Source organism: Pedobacter gandavensis (genome assembly GCF_032678465.1).
Taxonomy (GTDB): Bacteria; Bacteroidota; Bacteroidia; order Sphingobacteriales; family Sphingobacteriaceae; genus Pedobacter; species Pedobacter gandavensis_B.
Map to the genome: position 1 here is coordinate 60,519 of NZ_JAVTSK010000016.1, position 13,308 is coordinate 73,826.

Below are 13,308 nucleotides of genomic sequence, written 5' to 3' on the forward strand. Positions count from 1 at the left end.
GTAGAACGAGGTCTTAATAAAAATATCGTTTTAAAAAAATTACTTAGTTGGGGCAGCTACGGTTTCACCTTTAATGTATAAAACTTTAGTAGTTGTTTTAGCATTTGAAGTGATGGTAATTGCTTTGCTAAATGGCATTGCTGCACCTGTTGGATTATAAGTCACTTTAATGCTACCAGATTCTCCTTTTTTAACAGGAATTTGCGTGTATTCAGGAACTGTACAACCACAAGTAGTCTCTACTTTTGAAATAATCAATGGTTGATCTCCAGTATTAACAAACTTAAACTCAACTGTTGCAGCTTTGTTTACAGGGATTTTACCAAAATCGTTCAGCTCCTTATCAAATTTGAACTCAGCTGGTTTTGTTTGAGCGTTAGTAGCAACACTTACTCCTAAAATTAATGTAAATAATAGTAATAACTTTTTCATGATTATGGTGATTTAAAAGCAAATTTAAACTTTAGATTGATAAATCAAAAAGTATTCCAATATATAAATTACAGAACACCCATAAGTCATACTTTAGATTTTATGTATCTTTGTGCCCTAACTAATATTGCTTATGATGCCTGATATTACACCTACTACCAATCCTATTGACGCTTCAGAGTTAAGTTTTGAGGACTTCAAAACTATTGTGGTAAACGATTATAAAATAGCTTTCGAGAGTAGACAAGCCAGTTTATTAGGTCGTAAGGAGGTGTTAACGGGTAAGGCTAAGTTTGGTATTTTTGGTGATGGAAAGGAAATTCCTCAGATTGCCATGGCCAAAGCTTTTAAGAATGGTGATTGGCGCTCTGGTTATTATAGAGACCAGACTTTTGCGTTTGCAACAGGCATATGTACCATTAAAGAATTTTTTGCCCAATTATACGCTAATCCAAGTGTTGAAGCTGATCCTGCATCTGCAGGCAGACAAATGAACTGTCACTTTGCAAGTCGGTCTATCGATGAAGATGGAAATTGGAAAGACCAGACAGCCATGAAAAACTGTTCTTCAGACATTGCTCCTACAGGTGGACAAATGGCAAGATTGGTCGGATTGGCTTATGCTTCAAAATTATTCAGACAAAATCCAGAGTTGGATTACCTGAAAAACTTCTCTCTGAAAGGAAATGAAGTCGCTTTCGGAACAATAGGGAATGCCTCTACTTCTGAAGGTATTTTCTTTGAATCGATCAACGCTGCCGGTGTATTACAAATTCCTATGGCCATCTCCATTTGGGATGATGGATATGGAATTTCAGTGCCTGCTAAGTATCAAACTACTAAGGAAGATATCTCTGAGATTCTCAAAGGCTTTCAAAGAGATGAGCATGGTGATGGATATGAGATCTATAAAGTAAGAGGTTGGGATTATCCCGCTTTATGTGAAACTTATCAGAGAGCGATTGATGTATGCCGGACAGCGCATGTTCCGGTAATGATCCATGTTACAGAGGTGACACAGCCGCAAGGACATTCTACTTCTGGCTCACATGAGCGTTATAAAGATAAGGCTCGTTTGGAATGGGAAAAAGAATACGATTGTATACTTCAGATGCGTAAATGGATGATTGAATCTGCTATTATCTCTGAAGAAGAAATTGTAGAAATGGAAAACACGGCTAAGAAATTGGTTCGTGATACCCAAAAAGAGGCATGGAATGAGTTTCTTGCTTCCATTAAAACCGAAAAAGATCAGGTCATTGATTTGATCAATCAGGTTGCAAATGGAAATCCAGCCATCAGCAAAATTACAGCGCAATTGGCAAGTACTCCTGATGCCATGCGAAAAGAAGTAATTTCTTCTGCAAGAAAGGCATTGCGTTTAACTGCAAATAAGCTTTCCAATCAAAGAGCGGAATTGCTGCAATGGTATAATGAGCAAACTGAACTAAATATAGAGAGATACAATTCGAAACTGTTTACTGATGGAAAAGAAAGCCCATTCTTAATTGATGTGCTTCCTGCTGAATACAGTGATTCCAGTAAAATGGTGGATGGAAGAGAGCTGTTAAATGCTTGTTTTGATGCGAACTTTGGTCGTGATCCAAGATTGGTGGCTTTCGGAGAAGATTTAGGTGCTATTGGTGACGTAAATCAGGGTTTTGCGGGTTTACAAGCTAAATATGGTGACCTGAGAATTACCGATACAGGGATCAGAGAAATGACTATTGTAGGTCAGGGAATTGGATTGGCATTAAGAGGTTTAAGACCAATCGCAGAGATTCAATACCTGGATTATTTGTTGTTTGCTTTGAATGTACTGAGCGATGATCTTGCAAGTTTGTCTTATCGTACTAAAGCCGGACAAAAAGCACCGGTTATTATCAGAACCCGCGGTCATAGACTGGAAGGGGTATGGCATTCAGGTTCTCCAATGGGAATGATTTTGGGCTCATTACGTGGATTGCACATTTGTGTACCGCGTAACATGACTCAGGCTGCAGGTATGTATAATACCTTATTCAGATCTGATGAGCCTGCATTAGTGATCGAATGCCTGAACGGGTATCGATTGAAAGAGAAACTTCCTGAAAATGTAGGAGAATATACAGTTCCACTAGGTCAGGCCGAAGTGGTTAAAGAAGGAACAGATATTACCATTGTTTCTTATGGATCAACGCTTAGAGTAGTGGAAGAAGCAGCAGAAGAACTTGCTCAATTAGGTGTTTCGGTGGAAATCATCGATCCTCAGACTTTACTTCCTTTTGATACAAATCATCTTTGTGCACGATCTTTAACTAAAACCAATAAATTATTGGTAGTAGATGAAGATGTACCAGGCGGTGGATCTGCTTTTATCTTACAGCAGATTTTAGAAGAACAGAAAGGTTATTATAGCCTGGATGGGCAGCCAAAAACGCTAAGTGCTAAAGCACATCGTCCTCCATATGGATCTGATGGTGATTACTTCACTAAGCCTTCTATAGATGATGTGGTAGAGGTAGTTTATCAAATGATGCATGAACATAACGCGGTTAAATATCCAGCTATATTCTAATAACAAAAAAGGTGTTCTTCAACAGAACACCTTTTTTAATGGCCATTATAGCCATTTAATAACTTAGATTAATCCAGTTTACTGCTTTTATTTCTAAGTAATTGATCTGCCAATACCAATGCTGCCATTCCTTCGACAATTACTACTGCACGAGGCACTACACAAGGATCATGACGACCTTTCCCTTTAATTTCAGCGGCTTCACCCGCTGCATTAATCGTTTGCTGGTTATGCATAATTGTTGCTACAGGTTTAAAAGCAACTGTAAAGTCTATCTCCATTCCATTGGCTATTCCGCCCTGAATTCCTCCAGAAAAGTTTGTCAATGTTTTAGGCTGATCTTCTCCGACAAGGAATATATCATTGTGCTCAGATCCCCTCATTTCGCTTCCGCTAAATCCTGAACCATACTCAAAGCCATGTACTGCATTGATACTCAACATTGCCTTTCCTAGGTCCGCATGTAATTTATCAAACACAGGTTCGCCTAAACCAACCGGACAGTTTCTAATGATACAGCTAACTTTTCCACCAATCGTATCGCCATCTTTTCTAATGCCATCAATGCATTCGATCATTTCCTTAGCCGTAGCCGGATCTGCACAACGTACAATGTTTTCTTCTCTAATCTCTAATAACTGCTCTATGGTTAAAGAAGATTCAAGATTAGGCGCATTAATTTTGCCAACTGCAGATACATGGGCGAAGACTTCAATACCATGGTGTTTTAAAAGTAATTTGGCAATCGCACCGGCAGCTACACGAGCAGCGGTTTCTCTTGCAGAAGAACGTCCACCGCCACGATGATCGCGGATGCCATATTTTGCATCATAGGTGTAATCAGCATGGGAAGGACGATAAACGTCCGTATTGTGACTGTAATCTTTACTTCGTTGATCTTCATTCGGAATCAGCATCGCGATAGGAGTACCAGTGCTTTTACCTTCAAACACACCAGAAAGGATCTGAACAGTATCACTTTCCTTTCTTTGTGTCGTAATTTTTGATTGTCCAGGTCTGCGTTTGTCCAACTCCGACTGGATAAAATCCAGGTCTATTGGCAATTGTGCCGGACAACCATCTAAAATAACACCAATAGCTGCACCATGTGATTCGCCAAAAGTACTGATGCGAAATAATTGTCCGAATGTATTACCTGCCATTTTTCTTTTTTTTATAGGTTAATTTAAATCACTGTAACTGTAAATCCTGCTTTTTGCAAGTCTTTCCAAAAGTCAGGATAAGATTTTTCAACCACATCCATTTCTTCCAATACCACTTCTTTGATCAGTAAACTCAATGGAGCAAAGGCCATCGCCATGCGGTGATCTTCATAAGTGCTAAAAGTAACGCGCTCTGGAAAATGAAGTCCATCACAGTTTAAAGTGTAAACCAGGTTGTCTTCATTTAAAGTTACACCGATTTTTGCAAGTTCATTTTGGAGTGCTTTAACACGGTCGGTTTCTTTAATTTTTAAAGTCTCCAGTCCGGTGAAAGCCAGGTTTTGCTTCAAAGCCGCTGCACATACAATAATTGTTTGTGCCAAATCCGGGCAATCCTTAAGGTCTAAAATCTCCTGGCCAAAGTTTTTATCTGTAGAACTTAATGTCATTCCTTCCGCTGTTGTGGTCGTTTTCACACCAAAAGCATTCATGATAGACCTGATCCGGCTATCGCCTTGCAAACTTTTTTCCTTTAGGTAAGGAAGACTGATTTCTGCTTTTTGAGCAAGACAAGTGATGCTATACCAGTAAGAAGCTGCACTCCAATCTGGTTCAACCACCAATGTTGCAGTTTTAAATGACTGTGGTTTGATACTGATGTTTTGACCTTCCCAGGAATGACTGATGCCAGCTTCTGCCAACATATTCAGCGTCATATTTACATAAGGAAGGGAGGTTAATTCCCCTTCAATTTGCAAGGTGAGTCCTTGCTCCAAAGTTGGGGCAATCATCAATAGTGCAGAAATATACTGACTACTAATGTCTCCTTTGATTTTTACGGTAGCTTCGGTTTGTTTTAATGGGCCCCGGATGTTTAATGGTGGGAATCCTTCTTTTTCAGCATAGCTGATATCGGCACCGATAGCTTTTAAAGCTTCTGCTAGAATGCCAATCGGACGTTGTTTCATTCTTTCGGTACCTGTCAGCATAAACTGACCTGGAAGCGTGGGAAGGTAAGCCGTTAAAAAGCGCATGGCAGTACCCGCAGGTCCCACATCAACAGTTTGTTGATGTGGAGTTGCGGTTGAAATCTGATTTAAAATGCGTTCAAGTGTGACAGAGTCGGCAGCGATAGACATATTCTCTACTTTTACCGATCCTTTACTTGAAGCACTAATGATTAATGCCCTGTTGCACTCGCTTTTTGAACCCGTAAGGGCGATCTCTGTATGGATTTCTGTGTTTCCCCTAAAAGAAACAAGTGCATGCTTACTCATTCTTAAGATTTAACTTCTGTATGTGTTTCTGCTGCAATGCCTTTTTCTACTTTGCCAGCATTCATAATTTCTGTTTGTTTGCGGATAGACTCACCGTGAACTAATTCTAAGAATTTCTCAGTAAAGTTCAAGTCTAATTTCAGCGCCTGTGCAAATGCTTTACCTTTGTTCATAATTGCATCCCAACGGTTAACCTGTAAGATCGTAACCTGATTATCGCGTTTGAACTCACCAATTTTACCTACGATCGCCATACGCTCACCTAGTTTTTGCAACAATTGATCATCGATTTTATCGATTTGCTTACGTAAGTCAGCCAATTGATCTACAAATGCTTCGTTTTTAGATTCTGGTTCACGAACAGTTAAACGCTCTACCAATTCACTTAAAGCGGCAGGAGTAACCTGTTGTTTTGCATCTGTCCAGGCTACTGATGGATCAACATGTGACTCGATCATTAGACCTTGCATGTCTAAATCCAAAGCTTTTTGTGAAATGTATGGGATTAATTCGCGGTTACCGCAGATATGACTTGGGTCGTTGATGATTGGAAGATCAGGACATAATGTTTTCAATTGAATTGCAAGTTCCCACATTGGTTCGTTACGGAACGAGCTTTTCTCGAATGAAGAGAAACCACGGTGAATTGCACCTAATTTAGTGATACCCGCACCATTGATACGTTCTAATGCACCAATCCACAATTGAAGGTCAGGATTAACCGGGTTTTTTACTAATACAGGAACATCAACACCTTTTAAGGCATCAGCAATTTCCTGAACGCAGAATGGGTTTACAGTTGAACGTGCACCAATCCAAAGGATATCTACACCAGCTGCTAAGGCTTCTTCCACATGTTTTGCGTTGGCAACTTCTACTGCTGTAGGTAAGCCGGTTTCTGCTTTTGCTCTATTTAACCACTCTAATCCAATGCTTCCAATACCTTCGAATTCTCCCGGACGGGTACGTGGTTTCCATATACCAGCTCTAAGTACAGATACTTTACCTGTTGCTGCTAGTAAATGTGCAGTAGTTAATAATTGCTCTTCAGTCTCTGCACTGCATGGACCTGAAATGATTAGTGGTTCGTTGTTGGTGTTCAACCAAGTGTTGATTGGCTGGATGTTCAATTGTAATTTCATTTTTTTGGGGTTTAATTTTTGTATGTTTTATGAAGGGTTTGCTATTATGGGGTTTCTGTATTTTTTATACTTTATCGTTTCTCATGTATTCGCCCATGATGTTAAAGTTTACCGTGTATTTTAAAGTCTGGCGGATGGCTTTATCATATTGTTCATTGTTTTTCCATTCCATGTCTACATAAAAGTAGTACTCATTTCTTTTCCCAAGGACAGGCATACTTTGAATTTTTGTTAAGTTCACATCAAGCTCAGCAAAAATGTTGAGTACTTTAGATAGTGCACCCACATGATTGCCTACCTGGAAGCAGATAGAGGCTTTATTAATTTCTGGCAGATCGTCTGTTTTATCTTTTTTTAACACTAGGAAACGGGTGTAATTTTTTTTGTTGGACTCGATTCTTCTTTCAATGATGTTTAGTCCGTATAGTTCTGCAGCTAAAGTGTTTGCAATGGCTACAGTGTCAGTTAATTGTTCTTCCTTGATGCGTTTTGCACAAGCTGCAGTATCGTTGCTCTCAATGACTTGAATGTGAGGGAAATCGTCAAAGAAATCTACACACTGACGAATGGCGATAGGATGGGAGGTAGCAAATTTAACATCTTCAAATTTAACTCCAGGTAAGGCCATTAAGTGCAGTTGAATAGGTAGGTAAACTTCACCAACGATTGCAAAATTGTATTCGCGAATCAGGGTGTAGTTTGGTAAAAGGCTTCCTGCAATAGAGTTTTCAATTGCCATGATCACAAAATCAGACTGCTTGTTTTCCAGGCTTTCACAAGTCTGCTTAAAAGAATTACATTCTATGGTTTCAATGTCTTTTCCGAAGAACTTGAAAGCGGCTTCTTCATGAAATGACGCTTTAATACCTTGAATTGCTACTCTTGTTTTTTTCTGTTTCATTTTACCTGATTGAATTTTCTGTGGTTCCTATAGCTTGCGGAAGGTTTATGTTTTGTACTTCTGCGGGTTTAAATTTTTGGGTTAAAAAAAAAGTCCCGGCTTTAGGCCGGGACTTTTCGTATACACTTTTATCTTATGATTTATGTTGCATATCAGTCCCGGCTCTTACTAAAGTAGTAAAAGTAACCAAACCAATATGTAGTAACATTTCTCATTTCGATTGTTTTTTCGTTTTTCCAAATGTACTAACAAAATTTAATTTGTCAATACTTTCTTAAAAAAAATTATTTATGGTGTGTCTTGTCTTATTCCTTGTATTACAAAACATTAGGGTTTTTTTAGAAAAAGTTGGTATGTTATTTTTTCTGAAAAACGCAGGTTAAATAGAGTTTATGCCTTATTTAACCTGATTATTATAGTAAGCCAAAGCTTCCAGAATATCCTTTTCTGTAACAATGCAATTATAGTCGCAAGTGCCAATTTTATTTAGCAATGAAAACATAATTTGTCCATGTTCATTCTTTTTATCACTCTGCATAAAGCCTAAAAGATCAGTAAAGCTTTCTTTTTTAATATGGTATGCAGGGTAAATACTAAGGATATATTTGGTAATGTCTTCCAGCTCTTCTTTAGTCAGGGTATTGTTGGTACTTGATAAATATGCTTCAGCAACCATTCCTATGGCGATGGCTTCACCATGAGTAAGGGGCGCTTTATCATTAATTAAGGCATAACTTTCTACCGCATGACCAATAGTATGACCAAAATTTAAGATTTTACGGCGACCTTTTTCCTGTGGATCTTCGGTAACTACTTCATTTTTGATCTCTACTGAACGGTGAACTTCAATAGGAGCAATGTTTTTATAGTCAGCAAGCTTTAAGCGATGATAGTATGCTGCATCTACAATCAAACCATGTTTGATCATTTCTGCAAATCCAGATAGCAATTCTCTTTCTGATAGTGTTTTCAAGAAAGAAGTTTCGATAAATACAGCCTGTGGAAGCGCAAAAGTGCCTACCATGTTCTTTACATTATCAATGTCAATTCCTGTTTTTCCGCCGACAGAAGCGTCAACTTGCGCCAGTAAGGTCGTAGGGATATTGACAAAGTCAATACCTCTTTTATAGGTTGAAGCAATAAATCCACCCATATCTGTAATGACGCCTCCACCAAGATTGATCATTAAACATTTACGATCTGCTTCAAAATCTAGTAACGTTTTCCAGATACCAATACAAAAATCAATGTTTTTGTTTTCTTCTCCAGGATCAGTTTCAATCAGATCAAAGTTGGTATAATCATCCAGCATCTCCTGGAACAATGGCAAACAAAGTTCTGAGGTATTTCCGTCTACAAATACAAAAACCTTGCTGTAGTTGCCTTTCTCAATGATTTCTGCTAATGGGGCGAGTTGTGATTCAAAATGAATTTGGTGGCCTGAGCTTTCTATGGTATTCATTAAATTACGGTTATTTGTTGACCCATAAAGTTAATTACATCGCCCACGCGCACTTTCAACCGCTTACGGAAATCTACTTTCCCATTATATTTTACCAAACCGTCTTCTACAACTGTTTGTGCTTCGCCACCACTTTGTACTAGTGAAGTTGCTTTTAGCAACTGAATGAGTGGAATAAATTCACCCTCTAATTTGAATTCTATCATTATACCTGCAAATTTACAATTAATATTAAAGTGTTGTACCATGGATAGCCTTGGAATTTATACTTTTGCATGCAATATGACTAACCACACGAATTAAATGGAAATTTTCCCCAAAAAAACACTAAATTTTGACAACACTGAGGTTGCTTTTCGTAACAAATCCAATTCAGAGCTAAATGCTGGATATTGGCTTTTCAAAGTAATCAGTAGTAATTTTTTAACAAAAGTTGGTCCTCCAATTACCAACTTCTTCCTAAATATAGGGCTTCCTATAAAATCAATCATTAAGGCAACAATTTTCAAACACTTTTGTGGTGGAGAAACCATTGCGGAGTGTGAGCATACAATTGAACAACTTGCAGCTGGAAATGTAGGTACTATTCTGGATTATTCTGTAGAAGGAGAAGAGGAAGAGTCTGTATTTGATTTTACCTGTGAGGAGATCATTAGGACAATAAACAGAGCAGCGGGCGACAAACGTCTTCCGATTTCTGTATTTAAGGTTACGGGTATTGGTCGATTTGCATTGCTGGAAAAATTAGATGCAAAACAAACTTTAACCGCTGCAGAAGAAGCAGAATATGCTAAAGTGAAAGCGAGATGTGAGAAAATCTGCAGAGTAGCTTATGATAAGAATGTACCTATCATGGTGGATGCAGAAGAGACCTGGATTCAGGACACCATTGATGAATTGGCCATTGATATGATGCGCTTGTTCAATAAAGAACGCATTATCGTTTACAATACTTATCAAATGTACCGTCATGACAAACTAGCAGACTTAAAAGCGGATCATTTGATCGCTAAAGCAGCAGGTTTTATTCTTGGGGTGAAAATGGTAAGAGGTGCTTATATGGAGAAAGAGAGAAAAAGAGCCGAAGAGATGGGTTACTTATCACCGATTCAACCAAATAAAGCGGCTTCCGACAGAGATTATGATGAATCATTGAACTATTGCATGGCTCATATTAATGAGATTGCTATTGTTTGTGGTACCCATAATGAAGAAAGCTGTAGGGTGCTGGCGAACTTGTTGGATAAACATCAGGTAGATCATAACCATCCTCATGTGTATTTTGCTCAATTATTAGGGATGAGTGATAACTTGAGCTTTAACCTTTCTGATGCAGGGTATAATGTAGCTAAATATGTTCCTTATGGGCCAATTAAAGCAGTTATGCCTTATCTTTTTAGAAGAGCGCAGGAAAACACCTCTATTGCAGGACAAACCAGCAGAGAGCTTGGTTTGATTATGAAAGAGAAAGAACGCAGAAGATTATAAACTATAATAAATTTTAAAAAGTCCCGTCTGAATAATCAAACGGGACTTTTTTATGCAAATGAATTTTAGTGCTTACTTCCCATTGCCTGATCCACATCCACGCCAAGGCCTTTTGCAACAGCCACCCCCAATTGAATGTCTGCTCTAAAGAAATGACACAGCTGTAAATTGATAATTTGTGCCTTTTTAGGGCCAGTGATACCGCTCATTGCAGCCACGATATTGCTGACCAAATTTGTACGGTCTTCCTGGCTCATTACCTTGCGGTAAAGGTCACCAGGTTGAGTATAGTGGTCATCATCACCAGGTCCTGCATTTCTATCGTACCAATCTGCTATGTTAGCATCTAATTCCCAGGCAGGTTCTTTATAACTTGGATCAGGAATGACATCTCCGAAGCTATTTGGGTAGTAATTTGGATCATCGTTCCCGTTGTCGTCAATGCGCATTTGTCCATCGCGATGGTAATTGTTGACCATGAATGGGCAGGTGTTTACAGGGATTTGTTCATAATTAACTCCCAAGCGATAGCGATGTGCATCTGCATAAGATAATATGCGTCCCTGAAGCATTTTATCGGGTGAGTAACCAATACCATCTACCGTATTAGAAGGCGCGAAAGCAGCCTGTTCTACATGAGCAAAGTAATTTCTTGGGATTTGATTTAACTCGAGTTCTCCTACTTCTATTAATGGAAATTCTCCATGTGGCCATACTTTAGTCAGGTCAAATGGATTCCATCTGAAACTTTTAGCCTCTGATTCCGTCATGACCTGGATTTTTAAGGTCCATTTAGGGAATTCTTTTCGATCAATTGCTTCCACTAAATCACGTTGAGCATGGTCCATATCCTGTGTACGCATTGCGTCTGCTTCAGGTCCGGTAAAGTTTTTAATCCCTTGTTGTGTTTTAAAATGGAATTTTACCCAGACACGTTCATTGTTTTTATTGATGAAGGAGTAGGTGTGACTTCCAAACCCATCCATATTTCTATAAGAGTATGGGGTACCTCGATCCGACATTAAGATCATCACCTGGTGTAAACTTTCTGGATTTAGTGACCAGAAATCCCACATCATAGTAGGACTTTTTAAATTTGTTCTGGGTTCTCTCTTTTGGGTATGGATAAAATCACTGAATTTTTTTGGGTCTTTGACAAAGAATACCGGTGTGTTGTTTCCAACTAAATCCCAATTTCCATCTTCGGTATAGAATTTAATCGCAAATCCACGAGGATCTCTTTCCGAATCTGCACTACCTTTTTCCCCACCAACAGTAGAGAATCTTAAGAATACTTTACATTCATTACCAATTGCTCCGAAAATCTTGGCTTTTGTATATTCGGTAATATCGTGTGTTACCTTAAAAGTACCATAAGCTCCGGTGCCTTTAGCATGAACTACACGCTCAGGAATTCTTTCTCTGTTAAAATGAGCCATCTTTTCATGGAGAATAAAGTCCTGAAGGAGCAATGGTCCACGACTTCCTACAGATTGAGTATTTTCATGTTCAGCATATGGTCTGCCAGATGCAGTAGTGAGTTTGCGCTTGTTCGTATTGTTATTTTCCATAAACGGTGATTTATTGTTTTTTATAAATCTATGGATAATAAATTTCGACATCAAACTGCAAATATCTATACTGATATAGAGCTTTTCTATAAAGATAATCTCGAGACTATTTTACTTTGAAGTCCTGCGTTCCGGTTAGTAATTCCCAGAACAATAGAAAGTCGCTGGCAAGACTGAACATTGGGTACTTGAAAGTGGAAGGTTTATTTTTCTCGAAAAAGAAATGGCCAATCCAGGCAAATCCATATCCCAGGAATGGCGTTGCTAAGATGAAACGCCATTCATGAAACAGAATTCCTGTAAACACAGAAAGAATAACAAGGCCTGTCCCTATAAAATGTAACACACGACTGGTTAAATTTTTATGCTCTGTCAAATAGTATGGGTAGAATTCTTTCAGAGTTTTAAATTTTTGTTCCGTCATCGTGTTTTATTTTATTTAGGCCCGCAATTTACGGTTTTTTTGGAAGGCATTATAGGATATCGTTCTCCTTTAATACTTCCTCCAGGTATTTTGGGTGCTTTGTCATCAGTAAGGTTTGCATACCTGCTGCTTTTGCCCCTACAAGATGTTGTGGACTGTCGTCAATAAACAACGTTTCTTCCGGATTGAGGTTATTCTCTTTTAATACTTTTTCAAAGATTTCTACATGCGGTTTCCTTAAGAACATTTGTTGAGAGTAGTACGCTTTTTCAAATAGTTCAGTATTGTCTGGCATATTGAATTCTCTTTTTAGATAATCCACAATCCAGTTGTAGTGGATTTCATTGTTATTACTGAGCAAAAATGTGCGGTAATTTTCCTTTACTCTAAGCAAAACTTCATGTACATTTTCTGGCACTCCGATCAATAAACTGTTCCAGGCAGCATCAATTTGTTCGTCTGTGATGTCTTTTTTTGATGATGCAGCACGGATTCCGGCTCTAAATTCAGCAGGACTGATGGCTGCGGTCTCAAAATTATTAAAAATTTCGTCATGATTTTTATGGGCGAAAAACGTTTCGATATTCTCTATACCGAGTTGTAATAGAGCTTTTTGAGCCCGTTTAAAGTCTATTTCAAAGATGACATTTCCGTAATCGAAGATGATGTTTTTTATTTTTTTCATAGAAACTGTTTCCAAAATTCGATTCAAATATGTAACATTGCATTCGCAAAATCAATAAGATTTTTCAGGGCCATTAGCTCAGCTGGTTAGAGTAGAAGACTCATAATCTTTTGGTCGATGGTTCGAGCCCATCATGGCCCACAACCCTTCAGATGATTCTGGAGGGTTTTTTTTATGCCCTTTCGGGTGGTATATGCTGATTAAAG

12 protein-coding genes and 1 tRNA gene are annotated in these 13,308 nt (G+C 38.4%); 3 read left to right on the top strand and 10 right to left on the bottom strand.

Annotated elements, in window-relative coordinates:
* Positions 1-39 precede the first annotated feature (39 nt).
* Positions 40-432: a DUF1573 domain-containing protein gene (locus R2Q94_RS21500; protein ID WP_316823538.1), complete on the bottom strand. Its 393-nt coding sequence runs from the start codon at positions 430-432 to the stop codon at positions 40-42.
* A 133-nt stretch (positions 433-565) separates the two neighbouring features.
* On the opposite strand from R2Q94_RS21500, the gene R2Q94_RS21505 reads away from it, so the two are divergent.
* Positions 566-2,989 (top strand): thiamine pyrophosphate-dependent enzyme, encoded by a 2,424-nt coding sequence (locus R2Q94_RS21505; RefSeq protein ID WP_316823539.1) that lies wholly within the window; start codon positions 566-568, stop codon positions 2,987-2,989.
* Between the two features lie 68 nt (positions 2,990-3,057).
* Here the strand turns inward: R2Q94_RS21505 and aroC are convergent, their stop codons facing one another.
* The 6 genes from aroC to R2Q94_RS21535 all read right to left on the bottom strand — a co-directional run bounded on the left by aroC (position 3,058) and on the right by R2Q94_RS21535 (position 9,140).
* A complete protein-coding gene (gene aroC / locus R2Q94_RS21510; protein WP_316823540.1) occupies positions 3,058-4,152 on the bottom strand; it encodes a chorismate synthase in 1,095 nt (364 codons plus the stop codon).
* A gap of 23 nt (positions 4,153-4,175) precedes the next feature.
* Positions 4,176-5,429 (bottom strand): 3-phosphoshikimate 1-carboxyvinyltransferase, encoded by a 1,254-nt coding sequence (locus R2Q94_RS21515; RefSeq protein WP_316823541.1) that lies wholly within the window; start codon positions 5,427-5,429, stop codon positions 4,176-4,178.
* A gap of 2 nt (positions 5,430-5,431) precedes the next feature.
* Positions 5,432-6,571 carry a chorismate mutase gene (locus tag R2Q94_RS21520; protein ID WP_316823542.1) on the bottom strand — a complete coding sequence of 380 codons (1,140 nt, stop codon included), beginning with the start codon at positions 6,569-6,571 and terminating at the stop codon, positions 5,432-5,434.
* A 64-nt stretch (positions 6,572-6,635) separates the two neighbouring features.
* Positions 6,636-7,472: a prephenate dehydratase gene (locus R2Q94_RS21525; protein WP_316823543.1), complete on the bottom strand. Its 837-nt coding sequence runs from the start codon at positions 7,470-7,472 to the stop codon at positions 6,636-6,638.
* Positions 7,473-7,869: 397 nt separating this feature from the next.
* On the bottom strand, positions 7,870-8,934 hold the full coding sequence (aroB, locus tag R2Q94_RS21530; protein WP_316823544.1) for a 3-dehydroquinate synthase: 1,065 nt from the start codon (positions 8,932-8,934) through the stop codon (positions 7,870-7,872).
* Positions 8,934-9,140: an RNA-binding S4 domain-containing protein gene (locus R2Q94_RS21535; protein WP_316823545.1), complete on the bottom strand. Its 207-nt coding sequence runs from the start codon at positions 9,138-9,140 to the stop codon at positions 8,934-8,936. The genes aroB and R2Q94_RS21535 overlap by 1 nt, the downstream gene beginning before the upstream one ends.
* A 97-nt stretch (positions 9,141-9,237) precedes the next feature.
* Here R2Q94_RS21535 and R2Q94_RS21540 point away from each other — a divergent pair, with 97 nt between their 5' ends.
* Positions 9,238-10,422 (top strand): proline dehydrogenase family protein, encoded by a 1,185-nt coding sequence (locus tag R2Q94_RS21540; RefSeq protein ID WP_316823546.1) that lies wholly within the window; start codon positions 9,238-9,240, stop codon positions 10,420-10,422.
* Positions 10,423-10,487: 65 nt separating this feature from the next.
* Here the strand turns inward: R2Q94_RS21540 and R2Q94_RS21545 are convergent, their stop codons facing one another.
* From R2Q94_RS21545 to R2Q94_RS21555, 3 genes are all read right to left on the bottom strand, one after another.
* Positions 10,488-11,993, bottom strand: coding sequence for a catalase (locus R2Q94_RS21545; RefSeq protein ID WP_316823547.1), 1,506 nt, complete (start codon positions 11,991-11,993; stop codon positions 10,488-10,490).
* Between the two features lie 106 nt (positions 11,994-12,099).
* Entirely contained in the window at positions 12,100-12,417 is a 318-nt protein-coding gene (locus tag R2Q94_RS21550) for a DUF962 domain-containing protein (RefSeq protein WP_316823548.1), read from the bottom strand.
* 49 nt (positions 12,418-12,466) lie between these two features.
* Entirely contained in the window at positions 12,467-13,102 is a 636-nt protein-coding gene (locus R2Q94_RS21555; protein ID WP_316823549.1) for an HAD family phosphatase, read from the bottom strand.
* Between the two features lie 67 nt (positions 13,103-13,169).
* Between R2Q94_RS21555 and R2Q94_RS21560 the strand changes: the two genes are divergently transcribed.
* Positions 13,170-13,243, top strand: a tRNA-Ile gene (locus R2Q94_RS21560).
* Positions 13,244-13,308 lie beyond the last annotated feature (65 nt).

What these genes read in the sequence shown, in the direction of transcription:
- aroB (WP_316823544.1), bottom strand. Translation starts at nt 8,934, where the DNA reads ATGAATACCATAGAAAGCTCAGGCCACCAAATTCATTTTGAATCACAA.
- aroC (WP_316823540.1), bottom strand. Translation starts at nt 4,152, where the DNA reads ATGGCAGGTAATACATTCGGACAATTATTTCGCATCAGTACTTTTGGC.
- R2Q94_RS21555 (WP_316823549.1), bottom strand. Translation starts at nt 13,102, where the DNA reads ATGAAAAAAATAAAAAACATCATCTTCGATTACGGAAATGTCATCTTT.
- R2Q94_RS21500 (WP_316823538.1), bottom strand. Translation starts at nt 432, where the DNA reads ATGAAAAAGTTATTACTATTATTTACATTAATTTTAGGAGTAAGTGTT.
- R2Q94_RS21515 (WP_316823541.1), bottom strand. Translation starts at nt 5,429, where the DNA reads ATGAGTAAGCATGCACTTGTTTCTTTTAGGGGAAACACAGAAATCCAT.
- R2Q94_RS21505 (WP_316823539.1), top strand. Translation starts at nt 566, where the DNA reads ATGATGCCTGATATTACACCTACTACCAATCCTATTGACGCTTCAGAG.
- R2Q94_RS21520 (WP_316823542.1), bottom strand. Translation starts at nt 6,571, where the DNA reads ATGAAATTACAATTGAACATCCAGCCAATCAACACTTGGTTGAACACC.
- R2Q94_RS21550 (WP_316823548.1), bottom strand. Translation starts at nt 12,417, where the DNA reads ATGACGGAACAAAAATTTAAAACTCTGAAAGAATTCTACCCATACTAT.
- R2Q94_RS21545 (WP_316823547.1), bottom strand. Translation starts at nt 11,993, where the DNA reads ATGGAAAATAACAATACGAACAAGCGCAAACTCACTACTGCATCTGGC.
- R2Q94_RS21540 (WP_316823546.1), top strand. Translation starts at nt 9,238, where the DNA reads ATGGAAATTTTCCCCAAAAAAACACTAAATTTTGACAACACTGAGGTT.
- R2Q94_RS21535 (WP_316823545.1), bottom strand. Translation starts at nt 9,140, where the DNA reads ATGATAGAATTCAAATTAGAGGGTGAATTTATTCCACTCATTCAGTTG.
- R2Q94_RS21525 (WP_316823543.1), bottom strand. Translation starts at nt 7,472, where the DNA reads ATGAAACAGAAAAAAACAAGAGTAGCAATTCAAGGTATTAAAGCGTCA.